Genomic DNA, 17,016 nt, shown 5'->3' on the forward strand with positions numbered 1-17,016 from the left:
CTTTGAGCATGCGAACGAACCTCAACTGGCCATGGAGGCCGATAGCGCATGCTGCCCGGCCCACTGGAAAACTGCTGGAGCCGCCCCCTGAGCTGCGTCAGGGGAGACGCCTTCGGGCCCAGCCGTCAAGATGCAGAAGGGTGGCCAACTTCCGCAGCTGCGCCGACATCTCACGGAGCGCCACCGGCCGAGGCGGATGAACGAGGTCGTCCCGATTCCTCAACTCCTGGGCGGCTTTGAGCCAGCCCAGGTAGGCCGCCGAGAGGTTGCCAGCCGCCAGGTCCGCACGCAGAGGGAGGAGTGGCTTGAGCCAGGTGTTGGGCCGTTCTCGCCAGTGGCCGAGCTCGCCGTCCGCTTCCATGTGATCGAAGCTAACCAGCAAATCGGAGCCATGTACCCGCGCTGACAGACCGTGGCCGCAGCGGCTTCCGAAGAGAAAGGGCGTGAGAGGCTCCAGCCCCAGGCGGGCTGTCGGCAGGCGAAACTTCAGGCAACGCAGGCCGTAAGCCTGGAACTCCAGGAAGGCATCGAAGGAGGAGCACAGCAGCTCCTCGACTTCCCGTTCGCCGAGCAGGTGGCCGGGCTCGTTGTCCTCTCCGTCGTCCTCGGGGTCGTAGTCCCACACCATCCTGGTCGGGCTGAGCTTCGCTTCCGGGTAGCGGTCGGCGAGGTCGGCGAGCTGCTCGGCCGAGAGGACCCGATTCTCGTCCAGGACCTGGAACTCGAAGTACTGCCGGTAGATGGAGTGCGTGGTGCGCGCCGGCTTGCGACGCTTCGGCCCCGGGGTGACCGCCTCGTCGAAGCCGTACTCGGCGTGGGCATCGGCGATGCCGAAAGTGACGCGCGGCTCCAGCGGATGCTCGCACACGATCGGCTCGAAGCCGTCGTAGTCCACGACCTCCCATGTGTCCCCATCCTGGTCAACGAGAGGGCGGGTCAGGTCGTAGACGTCACCCGTGGCCGGATCAGTCCAGCTCACCGGCAGCTCGTCGGCAATCCGCGTGCGTTCGCGGGAGCCGATGCGGCGGTGCTCCTGCAGATCCCACACGCGTACCCGATCGCCGCCGGAGACCGCGAGCGCGATCGGGCGTGCCGTGCAGCGTGCCGCAGGCCAGCGATGTGACCCAGGCGATGTCGCGGCCGTCGAAAAGTGGCGGTCCGACTTGGCGACTCGTCCGCAGGTCCCATACCCGTACGTCTTCGCCGCCGCTGACGGCGACCGTTCGCCCGGCGACCGTGGTGAGCGCCACGGCGTCCACCGCCTTGGTGTGACCGCGCAGCAGCATGCCTGCGGGGTCGGGAGCCGCGAGATCCCACAGGCGCAGCGTGTGGTCTCTGCTGCCGGAGACGGCGATTGGACGCCCGTCGAGCTGTCCGCAGGCCACCGCTCGGATGGGACCGGTGTGGCCGGTGAGCGGGCGCCCGATCTGTTCGCGCCGCTCCAGGTCCCAGATTCGTATGGTCTCGTCCTCGCCGGAGGTCAGGGCGATTGGGTGGCCGTGCAGCACTCCGCACGCCACCGACCGGATGACGCCGGTGTGACCGCACAGCGGATCGCCCATCTGGGTGGCAGTGGCGACATCCCAGATCCGTACGGTGCAGTCGTAGCCCCCGCTCACCGCCACCAGCCGACCGTCCAATTGGGTGCAGGCCACGGCCCACTGCCCGGCGCCCTCGCGGCGCCCCGGCGGATGGGGCTGGACCCGGCCGCGGCTGAGCTGCCGCCGCTCGTTCAGGTCCCACACCCACAGACCGCCACCCACGAGAACCGCGACGTGCCGCCCGTGCAATTCACCGTAGGCCACGCCCCACACCGGATCATGACCGCGTGGCTTGATGGGACGGCCCGCCTGCCGGTGATCGCCCATGTCCCACACCCCGACCGAGCGATCCCCCTCGTCGCAGGTGAGCGCCACCGGCCGCCCGTCGTCGACCAGCGCGCACACGACCTTGCTGACACGGCCTCGGCCCAGGGGCGGGAGGAGTTGCGCACCGAAGCGCACCGGTGTCTGCGGGCCAGCTTCTTGATCGTCCTTGATCACCGGCACCCTCCTACGACGTTCGCATCCTGCTGTGCCCGGAGGGGCCCGAGGCCCCCTGGCAGGTATGACCAATTCACGGACTCATCAGTACCCAGCAAAGGACGACCGCTTGCCCAAGCTATCGACTCGATACCTGGGGTGGCGGGAGTTTGAGGATCTTGCACCGGACGTCGTATGAAAGACCTAGGGCTGACAGCGGGGAACTCTTCGTGCCGGTGACGGAAGGCGTGACAGCCCCACCTCTTCGGCCACTTGGAACCGGCTATCAAACCAGCAACTCCTCGTCGTCCACAGCCTGTGGACGACGAGGAGTTGCTGCGCGTTCCGACCAGACATTGCCCATTGCATCCTGTGCCTGTTGCCCCAGTCTCATGCGGCCCGAGCCGCAGACAGAGTGCAGGAGGCAGTAGCGTCGCCACGACAGGTAGGAGCACTGGGGCGCGGACCGTGCATGTCGGGCTCGCGCCCTGCTTGTTGTCCTACACAGGATTGTCGTGGAGTGCGATGAACTGCTCCCGAACGGACCGCGGAATTCGCCCGCGAGCAGGTACGGCGATCTTCCGTTCCTTAGCCCACCTGCGGATCTCGGCGGGATCCGCGCCTGTGTCGTTGAACGTCGCTACGGGAACCCGCTTCTGAGCGTGGGTAGACGCCTTACGCGGCCGCTTCCTCTTGCCGGAAGAAGTCCTCCGGCCAGCCTTCATGAACGGGCCGAGCTTGGCTTCGAGGTCTTCGTACGAACCGGCGCTGAGATCTATCTCGAAGGAGACGCCGTTGAGTTCGAGCGAGTGCGTCTGGACGTCGTCGCCTCTCTCCTGGGTCAAGTCGTCTACGAGATAGGTCTGTACAAGCCTTGCCATGTTTCCCCTTTTCCTTCCGTTCCTCGACGGACATTACATGACATCTGGAATGGGTCGGAAATTAGGATGTGTTACGGGAGGAACGGGCGAGGTATGGCTAATGTGCGTCTAAGGTGAAAACTAATTCCGTTACCTGTCGGGCCCGTTACTCGATCTTGTTGGCCAAGGGCTACCGCCGGGGGCGAGAACACAACTGCACCGTCATGAGCAGGTTGTGGTCTGCCAAGGGCAGATCGTCGGGAGCGGTTGCTTCGCGGAGTTGAGAGACCTGTCTCTCGAGTGCGGCGAGATTGGCCGAGTTGTCGATCGTCGCCACGCCGTTGACGGTGACCTTCAAGGGTTCGGCGACGAGCGTGGCGATCCGTTCGTGCAGTACTTCGAGAGCGACTGCTCGGGCGGATCCGAGGCGCTCATATCGGCCAGTGAGGTCCGCAGTGTTTGAATCAGGACCGAGTTGGGCTTGTAGCCAGCGCAGGGCGTCGCTGTTCACGGCTACTCCTGGGAAGTCGACGGTGGGGAGCAGCGTGTGCTGCTCCCCACGGCTGTTCGCGGTTACTGGGCGGCTTTCGGCTTCCGGGCGCTCGTGCGCCCCGAGCCGGGCGTTGGTTCGGGCTGCCAGCACCGAGGGTTCGTGATCTGCTCGGCGATCGCCGGATCGGTGACCTTGGTGCCGGCTTCCAGCACTAGCGGCACTCGCTCGACGGGATCGAGTACGTGCACGGTCGCGGCGAGAACAACTCCGGCGGGAGGACTGGCGCTCACAGGACGGTGGCTGTGATGTGGCAGTCCGGTGCGTACAGGACGGGCATCGCGGCCGCGGCGCCCTTGGTCCAGATCTGCACCGGGTCGTCCTCGACATCGCGGGTGATCACGATGCCCGGGGCGTCTTCCCGCTCGATCTGCGGGTTCGTGCCCCGGGACAGAGCGAGCGACTCGGTCGTGGTGCCGTACTGGGTCTGGCCCCACTTCGCCCGGTCCGGGGGCAGCATGATCCACCGGTCCTCGGGCAGGACACGCTTCGACACGTCGTCCTGCCACACCTGCGCCTTGTAGAGGGTCACCGGCGGCAGCCCGTACGTGCCGCGTACCGAGTTGACCTGCTCCGGGTTCAGGGTCGCAGTCGGCGTCTGACCGCCCGCGGGAGTGCCGTAGTAGGCCGCCCGATAGGCGCCGTTCGAGGCCAGGTGCGACCACGCCTTGCGTGAGGTGACCACCATCTCCGGTGCCGGCGCGCCGATGGAGTCGAGGTAGTCGATCCACCGCAACTCGTCCGCGATCGGGTCCGCGTCGGGACTGCTCCACGGCTTCGGAGCGGTCGGCATGTTCGCCGCAGGCACGCCGTAGTCGACTTCAACGGTCAGGCCGTTCTCCCCGGACAGAGTGAACTTGCCGTCGACCAGGACGTCACCTGCTGCGAGTTCCAGGCGGGAGCGGATGGCTTCGACGTGCCGCTCGGTGTCGTCGTAGAGCAGATCGATCAGCCGGTCCTCGTCCGCGCCACGCGCCGCGTCCAGGAGGAGCTGTTCCATCTCACCGACGAGCAGCTTCTGGCCCAGGGCCGGCAGAGTGCCTTCGGTCTGCGTGGACTCGGCCTGCCGCTTCGCGAACGGCACGCTGGAGTCGTATGCACGGTAAGAGGCGGTGTTGACGCGCCGCTTGGACTGCCGCACCCGCCACTTCACGTCCTGGACCTTGGTCTCGGCGAAGACGCTCTGAGTGAGGAGGAAGTCCGCTGGAGTCGGGATCGACCGGGCATAGACTGTCAGGTCCGCGACGGAAACGTTCTTGAGAAGGTCGGCGACGCTCACGCGCTCACCGCCCCAAGGAACCGGATCTGCGCGCCAGCCGGGCTAGCGGCGATCTTCGCTGGGTCGATGCCGCCGGGGATCTTCGCGGCATTCACCGTGCCGTGCCAGAACAGCGCCGCGGGCACCTTCGCCGTGCCAGGCGTGAACGGGGCTTCGGCGTAGACGAGGCCAGCGAGAACTTCGCGACCGTCCTTCGCGGCCGGGTCGTACGCGCCGTAGAGGCCTGAGGCGTTGATGCGGCCGACCGGGACGCCGGAGCGGACGTAGCCGTGCGGCTGGCCCGCGGTCGCTTCCAGGTAGTGCGTGGTCTTGGTCAGCTTCTGCAGGTCGAGGGTGATGGTTTCCGTGGAGTCGGTGCCGTGCCGGGAGGCGAGCCAGTCCCGGTTCGCGGTCACTGTGACGGAGGTGGTGTACGGCTGGATCAACGCCGCTTCTCCTGGTGGTACTGGTGCGGTCGCGCACTCACCCGCTGGTGGCACGGTCCACGAGGAGAAGGCAGGGGCGTGGTCCCCAACAAGACCCCACTCAGGGCCAGTCGGTGTTACTCGGAGGCAGGGAGGATGCCGCGGCGGCGGGCCATCTCCAGGCCGGCCGAACCGGGCTTGTGGTCGACACCGCCGGGGCGCGGCGGCGGGACCGAGGCAGGTGCGCCTCCAGGAGCTGCAGGAAGCTGCTGTGCGCCTGTGGGGACGCCTGCGAACAGCTCGGGGCGGCGAGTCTTCAGCTCCTGTACCGCCTCACTGAGGGCGTCTCCCTCGGCGTCGTCCGGGACGCGCAGGAGCGCCACGGCGTCGTCCAGGTCGGCACCGGTCGCCCCAATGCCGGCGAGGGCAACTCGGCGGGCAGCGTCACGCTCACGGACAAGGGCTGCAGCTTCGCGAGCGGCAGCGGCCTTCTCTCGTTCGATCACCGCCTGCTCGCGGCGCTCCGCCTCGGAGAGTTGCTCCTGCTCGGCCTGCCGGACACCGGCCAGGTATTCCTCAAGCGCGCTGGTATTGGAGAAGCCGAGCTTTTCGATCAGGCCGCGCACTGCAGCCCGGCCACCCTGGTCCTTCTCCCGGGCCATCAGCGTATTGAGTTGCTTCTGGCTGATGTTGACGGTGACTTCGTCGTTCGACGGATCGTCGGAGGAGGCGCCGAGAACCGGAAAGATCGGGCGGCCGTCCTGGCGGTGGCCGAGCACGGTACGCGGAGCGGGCAGGCTGCGGGTCATCAAAGGGTGCTACTCCCACGACGGCCCCGCGCCGTGATCGAGTCTACGGATGCCAAGAACACATCCGCTGCCCGGCACTGGCCACTCGGATCCAATAGGCCAATCACGCTGGCTCACTGCTGCGTTGGCTGCCGGTTGGCGTAAACCTGAGATGATCAACTCATGTCTGATGTCCCAGGATCTAATCTGATATCTCCTGCTGTGTCCCTAGCGAAGGGCTCCGAGCCGCTCAAGAAGCGCCGCGCGGCGATATGGGGTGTCACGGCCGCCGTGGTCGTCGCTGCGGGAGTCACCCTGTGGGCATGGGAACCGTGGGTGGACCGCAGCCCCTTCACCGCCTTGGTCGCTGGTGCCTCACCCGTGACGGACCCCGGGGCCAAAACTGAGGGCGGCGAATGCACTCCCAATCTTGCCGGGGAAGCCGTGGTCATCTACGACGCCTCCGGCAAAAGCAAGTTGGCCTCGGGCATCGAGTCCAGCATCGGTGAGGTGCTGCCCAGCTCGTACGGCGACTTCGCGGGTTGGTGCTTCTACGCGACGCGTATCAAGGGCCTGCCCGGCGGCGAAGGCACCTACAAGGTCCAGGTCGGCGGAGGGAACCTCGTCACCGTCGAAGAAGAGCATCTTCGTCAGCCCGTTGATCAGCAGCGGGAAGGGATGAGGAAGACGAAGCTGCCGCCCGATGACGCACCGGCACCGGAGCTTCCTGCCGAGCAGTGATCCGGCTGACTTCCTCGCGCGCATCCTCGATCGGGTATCCGGCGTCCTGCAGCATGCGGATCCCGGTCTCCAATGAGAGCACTCCGGCGGACACGCCCTTGACGACCTCATCGAGGATCGCTGTTCGGTCGGTCGGGGTGTGCGGGCCGAACACGATGCGCGCGGCCAGCGGTTCGCCCGTGGGCCAGCCTTCGGCTCGACCGGCCTGGTGGATACGCTGCACCATCTTCAGCAGCAGCGCGTACTTGTGGGCGCGGGCCAGACGCATGGAGTCCACCTGGGAATCCAACGGTCCGAGTGACAGCTGGAGTGCGTAGCCACTCGGCACGTCGCTGGGGTCGACGGTGCCCAGGCTCACAGCGGGCAGCCGGGCGTTGACGGCTGCACGGTCGCGGATCTCTTCGACCCTGGCCCGTAGCTCCGAGAGCTGGCCTGAGGTATCGAGGACGTCCATCCGTCCGCCGTCGGCGAGTTGGAAGACCGTGCCGGGCTCGACTGCAAGGGGCTTGGGGCGGCCGGTGACGCGGTCGACTTCGGCACGGGCCCCGGCAAGGCCGATGATGGGAGCACCCGTAGTCGCGGAGGCGCGGGCGGAGTCGGTGTCGGTCTCGGCCAGCTCGTCCAGGGCCTGCATGACCTTTGACAGGGTGGACTGCCCGAAGTGCTCGCCGTCGGCGACGGTGTTGCTGATGTGGACGATCGGGATGAAGTCGAGCTGCAGATCGAGGCGATGCAGGACTTCGCCGTCGGGCCGAGTCCGGAAGTGCGCCTTGCCCAGGGGCAGATCGTCAAGGCTCTGCCCGTGGCGCAGGTCGTCGAGGAACCATTCGGCGTCGGTGAGATAGCAGGTGACCTTCGACGGCCGGTCGGGCGCCCACGGGTAGGTGCGCTCGATGTGGTCCGACTCCGGCACGTACCGGTCGCCGACCTCGAGAACGTGGCCGCCGGTGTCGCCCACGATCGGTTGCCGCCTCGCCTGTCCGTTCCCGTCGGTGCTGCTGCGGGTAGCTGGCACTACGGGTCCCATTTCGTATGTGATCCTGCGGACCCTCGGCTTCAGCCCACGCTTGGGGTCCTCGGGTATCTCCCAGCCCAGATGGATACGGCGGGGATAGTCCCCCGGGTCGGCATCGTCCTCGAGGACGGGAAAGTAGAACCCCGGGTCGTAGGTCTTGAGCCGAACACGGCGCTTCTCCGGGTCCCAGGCCAGCAGGTACAGCCCGTCGCCGAGCAGTACGGCCTTACGCTCGGCGGCCTGCATCCGCAACGGCAGCAGCTCAGCCTCCGCCCACTCCCGCAGTCGCTGCTGTACCTCGGCAGCAGCCGCTGATTCGGGCGTCGCGTCGTCGTCGCCGGCGTGCTCGGCCCCCGGCACGACGATCTGCTGCGACTTCCCCAGCAGATGGGCGAGGGCAGTGTCTACGAAAGTTGCCGGGTCCCCGAACTCCCTGCGCTCGGCCGCGGTCTCGTTGCCTGCCAGGGTGGCGAGCTCGCCCGCCTGGTTGGAGTCGTAGGCCGCCAGGAGCTTGTAAGCCGCCAGGCGGCGCACCGCATCATCGGGGAGCCAGGTCGCCTGCAGCTCGGGCGAAAGGGCCCGATGCGGACGCCCATCGTGAGTGCCGGCCATTACCGGCTTGTAGTTGAGCCACGACCAGGCATCGGTCAGGAAAGTGCGCAGGCCCACGGGGACAGGTCCGTAACGTCGGCCCCGCGCCATCTACAGCGTAGGTGAGCCCGCCATCGGTCTCTCGGCGCAAGGGGCCGAGGCGCGAGCATTGCGCAGGTTCTCCTGATCGCGCCCACCCTCGTGAGTACCCGCCGCTACCCTCCGCTTGTCGGCCAGTAGCGGGAGGACGTGAGCATGGCGCAGCAGACATGGAGCAGCGATCGCAGACTGACCGCGATCAGCAGAGCAAGCCTCTCTGTCCCCGCCCGCCAGGCCGTGATCGACAGGCAGGTACGCCCCGGGCTCACCGTCCTTGACTACGGCTGCGGCCGTGGGGGCGACGTACGTGCGCTCCAGCATCTGGATTGCCAAGCAGTCGGCTGGGACCCGTTCTACCAAGCCGACACCAGGCTGGAGCCGGCGGACGTAGTTCTCCTCACCTACGTCCTCAATGTCATCGAAGACCCACAGGAGCGGCGCAAGACCCTGAAAGAGGCGTGGGACCTGGCTGAAACAGTCCTCGTCGCCTCCGCACGACTGACGTGGGAGAAGTCGAAGGTCAAAGGCGAGGCGTTCGGCGACGGCCTGCTCACCAGCCGACAGACCTTCCAACACCTCTTCGGATCAAGCGAGCTGCGCACCTACGTCGAGGAAGTGACAGGGGTACGGACAGTCTCCGCAGCGCCAGGCGTCGTCTATGCCTTCAAGGACGAGAGAGCGCGCCTCAGCTACCTTGCTCGCCGGATTGTTCCCGACGCGGAGTGGCTCGCATCAGAGGACACGACCTCAGCGATCGCAGCGGTCGTCGACTACGTCGAACGTCGCGGGCGGCTGCCCCGGATGGAAGAAGTCCCTCAGCCGATGGCCGAGTTGCTCGGCCACTTGCGCCCCACTGAGGTGCGTCGGCTCGTACGGGACTCCGCAGATTCCAGCAAGGTCGAGGAAGGCGGAAGGCGAACCACGCTCAACACTTTGCTCTTCCTCGCCGTCGAACTGTTCAACGGCCGCGGCCCCTTCAGCAGCCTCCCGCTCAGTGTCCAGCTCGACGTCCGCGCCTTCTTTTCCTCCTACAAGGAAGCCTGCCAGCGATCCGACCGGCTGCTGCTCAAGCTGCGTGACGACACGTACATCCGCGGAGCTATGAACGCCTCCGCGGTCGGGAAGCTGACCCCGACCGCTCTGTACGTCCACCAGCGAGCTCTCGACCGGATGCCTACAGTGCTACGCCTCTACGAGCACTGCGCCTCGATCGCCGCCGGCCGCCCGCAGGAATGGACCCTGGCCAAGCTCCGCCACCAGGGCCGGGCGGTGAGTTGGCTGGACTACCCAGACTTCGACACCGACCCCCATCCGCGGACGTTGTCCTCGTACCACGTGGACTTGAAGACGCTGGAGACGTCCTTCACCTCATACGCCGACTCCCTGAACCGGCCTCTACTCCACCGCAAGCACGAGTTCCTGGCCGCAGATGATCCCGACGTAGAGCGGTACAAACGGCTCACGGCAGCGGAGGTGAAAGCGGGGCTGTATGAGCACCCTCACCTCATTGGCACAGAGGACGGCTGGGAGGCAGAGCTCATCCGTTGCGACCGGGCCCTTCGCGGACATCGGCTAGTGCGTCGTACGGCAGGTTGAGCGATCAGACGGAGTCGGGCTGCAACCGCGCGATCAGGTCCGCCAGCTCCTCAACATCAAGGTCAGCCGCTTGGTTCGGGAACCAGGACATGCGGAGCCCGTTCTCTGCTGCATCCTCGGGCAGCCCCATGGCGGTGAGTACGTGGCTGGGGGTGTACGAGGCGCTCGTGCATGCGGAGCCCGTGGCAACGGCTACGTGGTGGTTCAACTGGACAATGAGCGCCTCGGCATCCACACCGTCGAAAGACACGTTAAGGATGTGCGGGACGGTGTGGTCCTGATCTCCGTTGATCTGGAACCGGGTCTTCGCGAGCGCGTTCAAGAGCCGGGAGCGGAGATCCGCCGCGCCCTTGCTCCACTGCTTGTGTTCCTTCTGGAAGATCTTCGCCGCCTCAGCCAGGCCCATGATCAGCGGCACCGGCAACGTTCCTGGGCGTAGCTTCCGCTCCTGGCCGCCACCAAACATGATCGGCTGCAGTGGCAGCCTGCCTGAGCGTCGGCGTCGGGTGACCAGCATCCCGACGCCCTTCGGGGCGCCAATCTTGTGACCGCTGACACTGATCATGTCGATCGGCGCGGTCAGATCCTCAGGTACTTTCCCGTACCCCTGTGCGGCATCCACATGCAGATACGTCGAGGTCTCACGCAGATGCCCAGCGAGCTCGGCTACAGGCTGGACGACACCCGTCTCGTTGTTCACGTGCATCAGAGAGACGAGGAGCGTGTCGGGACGTAGCCGCTCCATCACCGCCTCGACAGAGACCCTGCCTGATGAACCAGGCTTGATGAAGTCGACTTCGAAACCACGAGACTGCATGTGCTCCAGGGGCTCGATCACCGCCTTGTGCTCGATCGCCGAGGTGATGATGTGACGCCGACCACTCTGCTCGCCATGGGGAGCAAGACCGAGCAACGCAATGTTGTTGCTCTCAGTAGCCCCGCTGGTAAAGATCAACTCGTCCGGTTCGGCACCGACCGTGCTGGCGAGATAGTCGCGCGCCTGCTGCACCGCGCGCTTCGCTCGGGTCCCGTACTCGTGCGTCCGGGAGCCGGCGTTCCCGAAGTCCTCGGTCATCCAGTGCATCACCACATCGGCCACACGCGGGTCCACACGCGTCGTAGCCGCAGCATCGAGATACGTCACCACTAGCCCCACCACACCTTTGAGCGTTAATCCAGCACGTTCTGTACGTCTTATCTCTGACGTACGATAGCGTTACGCGCGTGGGATCACCGTCATCTTCGCAGCTTGCCGATACCGCTACCTCCGCTGGCTTTGACTACATCTTTCCAGCCATCCGGGGCGTTCAGGCGGGTCGCGAGTTCTACGTGTCCATGTGCCCTCTGCGGCTCATCCCGAAGATCTTCCTCTTCGACGAGGACGAGCTGGCACCGGAGGTTCGAGCCCAACGCGTCTTGAACAAGGGCCGACTTCCAGCCCTCACCCGATACATCGTCGAGAACCCAGACGACTACGTCTTCAGCGCCCTCACTGCATCCGTCGATGGCGAGATGTACTTCGAGAGCATCGCCGACACTGGCATGGGCATGCGCGCCGGCCAGATCCGTATCCCCATGGCTGCCCGCTTCTTGATCAACGACGGGCAACACCGACGGGCAGCCATCGAAGAAGCCCTGAAGGAGAACCCCGACCTCGGAGAGGAGACGATCGCCGTCGTCTTCTTCCACGACGCCGGTCTGGCTCGCTGCCAGCAGATGTTCGCCGACCTCAACCGGCACGCAGTGCGCCCACCGCGTTCCATCGGCGTGCTGTATGACCACCGAGACGACCTGGCAATCATGGCTCGACTCCTGGCTATGAAGTCCCCTGTCTTCAAAGGGCACGTCGAGATGGAGAGCAGCACCCTTGCTCAACGCTCCCGCAAGCTGTTCACCCTGAGTGCCGTCTACTCCGCCACCCAGTCCCTCCTGCAAGGGCTGGAGATCAAGAAGGAGAAGGCGCAGGAGCTGGCGGAGGCATACTGGGAGGCGGTCGACCTTGTGGTCCCCGAGTGGGGGATGGTGCGCAAGCGTGAGCTTGCGGCTCCCGAGGTACGCAAGGACTACATCCACAGTCATGGCATTGCCTTGCACGCACTTGGCCGGATTGGGAACTCGCTCCTGCGGAAGTCCGAGTCACCCCAAGTGTGGCATTCGAAGCTCAAGCTCCTGACTTCGGTTGACTGGTCCCGGATTAACCCAGATTGGGAGGGTCGCGCGCTGATCGGCGGACGTGTGTCGAAGAGCCACCAGAACCTGACCCTGACTGTGAACTACCTGCGCCGTCACATGAAGCTCCAACTCAGCCCGGAGGAGCAGCGTGTTGAGGACGCATACTTGCGAGGAGATGCATGAGCACCCCGAAGCCGTCGGCTCCCTTCCAGGGGAGGGCTCTCGCCGAAGTGGTCAACGAGCTCACGGAAGAGATCCGTGAGCTCTATACGGCTGACGAGGTGCCTTGGGTCATCGGCTACAGCGGCGGCAAGGACTCCACCGCTGTACTCCAACTCGTTTGGCTTGCCCTCCAAGGGTTGACGGACGAGCAGCGCACCAAGCCCGTGCACGTCATCAGCACCGACACACTGGTTGAGAATCCGGTGGTAGCCGCGTGGGTCTCCCAGTCCCTTGAGACGATGGGGAGGGCGGCAAAGGAGCAAGGGCTGCCGATCGAGCCGCACCGCCTGATCCCTGAGGTGAAGGACACCTTCTGGGTCAACCTCATCGGCAAGGGCTATCCAGCTCCCCGCCCGAAGTTCCGGTGGTGCACGGAGCGATTGAAGATCAAGCCGTCCAACGCGTTCATTCGTCGCGTCGTGCGCCGACACGGTGAGGCGATCCTCGTCCTCGGCATTCGAAAGACCGAGAGCCAGGCGCGTGCCCGCGCCATGGCGAAGCACGAGAAGCGCCGCGTGCGGGACCGTCTCTCTCCCAACGGCAATCTGCCGAACTCCCTCGTCTACAGTCCCATCGAAGCGTGGGGTACAGAAGAGGTCTGGATGTTCCTGATGCAGTACTCCAACGCGTGGGGGCATCGGAACAAGGATCTGCTGACCATGTACCAGGGTGCCTCCGAGGACTCAGAGTGCCCATTGGTGGTGGACGACACCACTCCTTCCTGCGGTGACAGTCGTTTCGGATGCTGGACTTGCACCCTTGTGGACAAGGACAAGTCGATGACTGCCATGATCCGCAACGATGACGAGAAGGAGTGGATGCGGCCCCTCCTGGAGCTCCGGAATCTGCTCGATGACGTGTCGACTGAGAAGGAGGACCGAGACTTCCGGCGGATGAACGGCAACGTTCAACTCTTCCACGACGGCGTCATCCAGGGGCCGTACACGCAAGAAGCGCGTCAGAAGTGGCTGACGAAGCTCCTGGAGGCACAGACCCTCGTGAGGCAGACCGCACCGGAGAGCGTGCAAGGCATCGAGCTGATCTCGGAGGCAGAGTTGCACGAGATCCGCCGCATCTGGGTGTTCGACAAGCATGAAGTCGAGGACACGCTGCCGGCGATCTACGAGGCAGTGACGACCGAGGAGTTCCCCGGACGCCCCCTCGACGAGCAGCTGGTACTCGGAGCCGAGGAGATCGACCTCCTCAAGGAAGTGTGCGACGGCGATGACATCCACTTCACGATGACGCGTGAACTCCTCGCAGTCGAGCGGCAGCACCGGACCATGACGCGGCGCTCTGGCCTCTTCAAGGAGCTGGAGAAGACGATCAAGAAGGGATTCTACGAAAACGAAGACGACGCCCTTCAGTTCGCGAAGCGTAAGCAGGAGATCCGCGAATCTGCCCCGACCTACGTGACGCTGGACGAAGAGGCCACCGATGCTCCTTCATAACATCTCACTTCACGACTTTGGTGCCTACCGCGGCAAGCAGTCCCTCGACCTGAGCGTCAAGCCCGGGAGGCCGATCGTCCTGATCGGCGGTCTCAACGGATGCGGCAAGACGACCCTGCTGGATGCCATCCAATTGGTGCTCTACGGCCATCGGGCACGGTGTAGCGGTCGTGGGAACCGCTCCTACGACTCCTACCTACGCGAGAGCATCAACCGCAAGGCGAACGCGGCCGAGGGCGCGGAGATCGCCCTGGAGTTTTCCGTCGTTGTGGATGACCAGGAGCGGCACTACCGGGTTGTCCGGAGCTGGCACATCAGCGGCAAGCAGCTCAAGGAATTCCTGAACGTCATCGTGGATGGCCAGTTTGACCGGATCCTCAGCGAGGGCTGGGCCGACCACGTAGAAGACATCCTTCCGCTCGAAGTAGCCTCGCTCTTCTTCTTCGACGGCGAAAAGATCGAGTCTCTCGCGGACCCTGAGCGGGCAGCCAGCGTCATCGAGTCCGCGGTCCACTCGCTCCTCGGAGTGAGCACGGTGGAGCAGCTCCGTACTGATCTTGTCGCGCTAGTACGACGACAGAGGCTGTCCAGCGAGGACCAGGCCGTACTCGACCAGATCCGCGCCCAGGAAGCCGAGCACGAAGCGGCAAGGCAGGAAATCGCGGACCGGACGCAAACCTTGGGCAGTGTCCGGGCCCGGTGTGATCGGCTGCAGGTGCAACTCGACAAGGTAGAGAAGGCATTCGAGCGGGCCGGTGGAAAGCTGTTTGAACGTCAGAAGGAACTCGAGAGCAATCAGAAAGCAATCGCTGAGCGCCTGGCGGCCCAGCGTGCTTCCCTGCGCTCTCTTGCTGCAGGACCGTTGCCTCTTCTGATGCTCCCGCAGCAGTTGGCCAGGCTCCGTGAACAGGCCGGTCGGGAGAAGGAGGCTGACGACGCCACGCGAGTCGTAGGCGTCCTGGAGGACCGTGATGCGTGGCTTCTCGACCATCTTCCTGCGTCGGTGACGGCTGCTGCGCGCACAGCTTTGAAGAAGAAGCTGGCAACGGATCGTGAGAAGCGCGAGAGCGCAGCGGAACTCAAGCAGAGCCTCGACCTTCCGAGCGACGCACTTGAGCAGCTCTCGGCTCTCGATGAAGCACTCACTCGGGATGCATCCCGAGCTCGCGAGCTCCTCAAGGAGTCTGCGGAGACGACCGACCGTCTCGATGACGCCGATCGTCTCCTGGCTGGTGTCCCGGATAAGAAGCTGATCAAGGATCTTGTTGAGGAGCGCAACGAGGCGATTGACGCGCTCGCCGTTGCGAAGGACGAATTCAGGCGTGGCGAAGAGCAGTTGGAGGAGCTCAAGAGCCGACGCACCCGAATCGGCGCCGATCTGGAGCGAGCGCAGCAGAAGCGGGTCAAGACGCTCATTGAGATTGAGGAGCTCGAGCGAATCGTCACGTTTGCTGGGAAGGCGCGAGACACGCTCGAAAAGTTCGGCGAGGCTCTGCTGCAGCGCCACATCAGTCGTCTCGAAGTCGCTGTCCTCCAAAGTTTCAAGGCCTTGATGCGTAAGAGCGGCCTCATCCACGATCTGCGGATCGACACCGTCAAGTCCAACCTCACCCTTGCGGACGCTGAGGGGGAACCCATCGATCCTGGGCGGCTCAGCGCGGGCGAACGGCAGCTGCTTGCCATCTCGCTGCTTTGGGGCCTGGCCAAGGTTGCTGGGAACAAGCTGCCCAGTGTGATCGACACGCCTCTGGGACGCCTCGACAGCCGACACCGTCAGCATCTGGTCGACCGATACTTCCCGAACGCTGGTCGGCAGGTACTCCTGCTGTCCACGGATGAGGAGATCGACGAGAACCTTCTCAGCCGTCTGAAGCCGTCCCTCGCGCACACCTACACCCTTGTTCACGACGACACGTCGTTCACCACCACCGTCGAGGCCGGGTACTGGTGGACCGCAGGAGCTCCGCATGTCGCTTGAGACAGTTCGCCTCTCGCAGACGGCGAAGGATCAACTCATCTGGTTGAAGCGCAACACCGGTTTGACCCAGTGGAATGAGCTGTGCAGGTGGGCCCTGGCGCTGTCGCTCCGAGACTCGTCCACGCCCCTGGTGAAGGAGGTCGTGACCGACTCCAACGTCGAGATGTCCTGGAAGACGTTCACCAGTCCGTACGGAGACATCTACCTCGCCTTGCTCAAGCAACGGTGCCTCATGGACGGTGAGGAGCTCTCAGACGAGGCCATTGCGCGGACGCTGACGGTGCATCTGCACCGCGGTATCGGCTACTTGCACGGTCGCCCCGACCTTCGGTCCGTCGAACAGCTCGTCTCCACCGCCACGGGATAGCACCTGATGGATGGTTGATGGTTGGCCCGCCCCACCTACAGGTGGGGCGGGCTTCTGCATACTGGCCTGGGAGTGGCCACCGCTGAGCGTGGTTGGCAGATTTTCCCAGCAACGCCTGCAACAACAGGCGCTGTTGGCCGACCTATCTAAGTGAGGGGCAGCCAGGCACCTGACAGATTCGGCGGTTTCATCAACGCCTGTCAGTGGCGTCTAGTACTCTCGCAGGACAACTAAATGAGCAACGCTTCAACACACGGACGCGAGCCACCGTATGGGGTTCGCCACCAGACACTCTGGAGCGATCATGATTAGCCACCCCGTCGAGGGGGCTATTGTCGCGCTGCAACAGAGCGCGCTCACCACCTTCGACACCTATCAACTCGACAGGATCGACCGAGCCCTCGACGAGCTTCTGCGCAACCCCACTGATGAGTCGACGCCGGCGGAGTACCGCGTCCGATCAGCCATGGGACACGCATACGAGGTAATCGAGCGCCGCAAAAGCATCATTCCTCTCGTCTCCCTCTGCGCAGAGCACGCCGAGCAGGGCGTGAGCGACCGGGACTATCCGCTGGTCGAGATCAACGAATGGCTGTGCAGCGAGCCCGGAATCTCCCTGGAGCAGCGAGCCCTGCTCCAGGCGCTTGCACGTGGCGAGGATGCCACGACCCTCGCGCAGCGTGAGGGCCTACCTGTAGCCCGGGTACGAGAACGAATCAGCCGCGCCCGGAGAGCAGCCCGCCAGCTCTGGAAGACGTCGGTGCTGGCTGCATGAATCCGAGACTCATCGGTCTGCGCCCATGGCTTGTGCGCGCACTCATTCCTCCGCAGCACATCGGAACGTATGTGCTCTACACGGCGGATGGCGTCCCGAGCTACATA

Annotated in this window: 17 protein-coding genes; 7 read left to right on the plus strand and 10 right to left on the minus strand. The window is 64.8% G+C overall.

Annotated elements, in window-relative coordinates:
• Nucleotides 1–97: 97 nt before the first annotated feature.
• The 8 genes from ADL12_RS57340 to ADL12_RS40160 all read right to left on the minus strand — a co-directional run bounded on the left by ADL12_RS57340 (nucleotide 98) and on the right by ADL12_RS40160 (nucleotide 5,923).
• On the minus strand, nucleotides 98–979 hold the full coding sequence (locus tag ADL12_RS57340; protein ID WP_244188231.1) for a hypothetical protein: 882 nt from the start codon (nucleotides 977–979) through the stop codon (nucleotides 98–100).
• A complete protein-coding gene (locus tag ADL12_RS57345; RefSeq protein ID WP_244188232.1) occupies nucleotides 966–2,042 on the minus strand; it encodes a WD40 repeat domain-containing protein in 1,077 nt (358 codons plus the stop codon). The genes ADL12_RS57340 and ADL12_RS57345 overlap by 14 nt, the downstream gene beginning before the upstream one ends.
• Nucleotides 2,043–2,521: 479 nt before the next feature.
• On the minus strand, nucleotides 2,522–2,902 hold the full coding sequence (locus ADL12_RS40140; protein WP_062712653.1) for a histone-like nucleoid-structuring protein Lsr2: 381 nt from the start codon (nucleotides 2,900–2,902) through the stop codon (nucleotides 2,522–2,524).
• A 169-nt stretch (nucleotides 2,903–3,071) separates the two neighbouring features.
• Nucleotides 3,072–3,392 carry a hypothetical protein gene (locus ADL12_RS54545; RefSeq protein WP_159053443.1) on the minus strand — a complete coding sequence of 107 codons (321 nt, stop codon included), beginning with the start codon at nucleotides 3,390–3,392 and terminating at the stop codon, nucleotides 3,072–3,074.
• Between the two features lie 62 nt (nucleotides 3,393–3,454).
• A complete protein-coding gene (locus ADL12_RS54550) occupies nucleotides 3,455–3,664 on the minus strand; it encodes a hypothetical protein (RefSeq protein WP_159053444.1) in 210 nt (69 codons plus the stop codon).
• Entirely contained in the window at nucleotides 3,661–4,710 is a 1,050-nt protein-coding gene (locus tag ADL12_RS40150) for a major capsid protein (RefSeq protein ID WP_062712657.1), read from the minus strand. Before ADL12_RS40150 ends, ADL12_RS54550 begins: the two co-directional genes overlap by 4 nt.
• Nucleotides 4,707–5,135, minus strand: coding sequence for a head decoration protein (locus tag ADL12_RS40155; protein ID WP_063806794.1), 429 nt, complete (start codon nucleotides 5,133–5,135; stop codon nucleotides 4,707–4,709). Before ADL12_RS40155 ends, ADL12_RS40150 begins: the two co-directional genes overlap by 4 nt.
• 116 nt (nucleotides 5,136–5,251) lie before the next feature.
• Nucleotides 5,252–5,923 carry a hypothetical protein gene (locus tag ADL12_RS40160; protein WP_062712660.1) on the minus strand — a complete coding sequence of 224 codons (672 nt, stop codon included), beginning with the start codon at nucleotides 5,921–5,923 and terminating at the stop codon, nucleotides 5,252–5,254.
• A 315-nt stretch (nucleotides 5,924–6,238) separates the two neighbouring features.
• Between ADL12_RS40160 and ADL12_RS54555 the strand changes: the two genes are divergently transcribed.
• A complete protein-coding gene (locus tag ADL12_RS54555) occupies nucleotides 6,239–6,643 on the plus strand; it encodes a hypothetical protein (RefSeq protein WP_159053445.1) in 405 nt (134 codons plus the stop codon).
• On the opposite strand, the gene ADL12_RS40165 is transcribed toward ADL12_RS54555, so the two are convergent.
• Complete coding sequence (locus ADL12_RS40165; RefSeq protein ID WP_062712662.1) at nucleotides 6,528–8,327, minus strand: hypothetical protein; 1,800 nt, start codon at nucleotides 8,325–8,327, stop codon at nucleotides 6,528–6,530. The two genes, ADL12_RS54555 and ADL12_RS40165, sit on opposite strands and share 116 nt — an antisense overlap.
• Before the next feature lie 177 nt (nucleotides 8,328–8,504).
• Here ADL12_RS40165 and ADL12_RS40170 point away from each other — a divergent pair, with 177 nt between their 5' ends.
• A complete protein-coding gene (locus ADL12_RS40170) occupies nucleotides 8,505–9,944 on the plus strand; it encodes a DNA phosphorothioation-associated putative methyltransferase (protein ID WP_062712664.1) in 1,440 nt (479 codons plus the stop codon).
• A gap of 4 nt (nucleotides 9,945–9,948) precedes the next feature.
• Here ADL12_RS40170 and dndA read toward each other — a convergent pair whose 3' ends face one another.
• A complete protein-coding gene (gene dndA / locus ADL12_RS40175; protein ID WP_425265205.1) occupies nucleotides 9,949–11,043 on the minus strand; it encodes a cysteine desulfurase DndA in 1,095 nt (364 codons plus the stop codon).
• A 125-nt stretch (nucleotides 11,044–11,168) separates the two neighbouring features.
• Here dndA and dndB point away from each other — a divergent pair, with 125 nt between their 5' ends.
• The 5 genes from dndB (at nucleotide 11,169) to ADL12_RS40200 (ending at nucleotide 16,909) form a co-directional block, all read left to right on the plus strand.
• Complete coding sequence (dndB, locus tag ADL12_RS40180) at nucleotides 11,169–12,299, plus strand: DNA sulfur modification protein DndB (protein ID WP_062712667.1); 1,131 nt, start codon at nucleotides 11,169–11,171, stop codon at nucleotides 12,297–12,299.
• Nucleotides 12,296–13,789: a DNA phosphorothioation system sulfurtransferase DndC gene (gene dndC, locus ADL12_RS40185; protein ID WP_062712669.1), complete on the plus strand. Its 1,494-nt coding sequence runs from the start codon at nucleotides 12,296–12,298 to the stop codon at nucleotides 13,787–13,789. Before dndB ends, dndC begins: the two co-directional genes overlap by 4 nt.
• A complete protein-coding gene (gene dndD, locus ADL12_RS40190; protein WP_062712671.1) occupies nucleotides 13,776–15,767 on the plus strand; it encodes a DNA sulfur modification protein DndD in 1,992 nt (663 codons plus the stop codon). The genes dndC and dndD overlap by 14 nt, the downstream gene beginning before the upstream one ends.
• Complete coding sequence (gene dndE / locus ADL12_RS40195; protein WP_030711233.1) at nucleotides 15,757–16,134, plus strand: DNA sulfur modification protein DndE; 378 nt, start codon at nucleotides 15,757–15,759, stop codon at nucleotides 16,132–16,134. Before dndD ends, dndE begins: the two co-directional genes overlap by 11 nt.
• A gap of 304 nt (nucleotides 16,135–16,438) precedes the next feature.
• Entirely contained in the window at nucleotides 16,439–16,909 is a 471-nt protein-coding gene (locus ADL12_RS40200) for a hypothetical protein (RefSeq protein WP_062712769.1), read from the plus strand.
• Nucleotides 16,910–17,016: the final 107 nt, after the last annotated feature.

The sequence above is a fragment of the Streptomyces regalis genome, assembly GCF_001509475.1.
Lineage (GTDB): Bacteria > Actinomycetota > Actinomycetes > Streptomycetales > Streptomycetaceae > Streptomyces > Streptomyces regalis.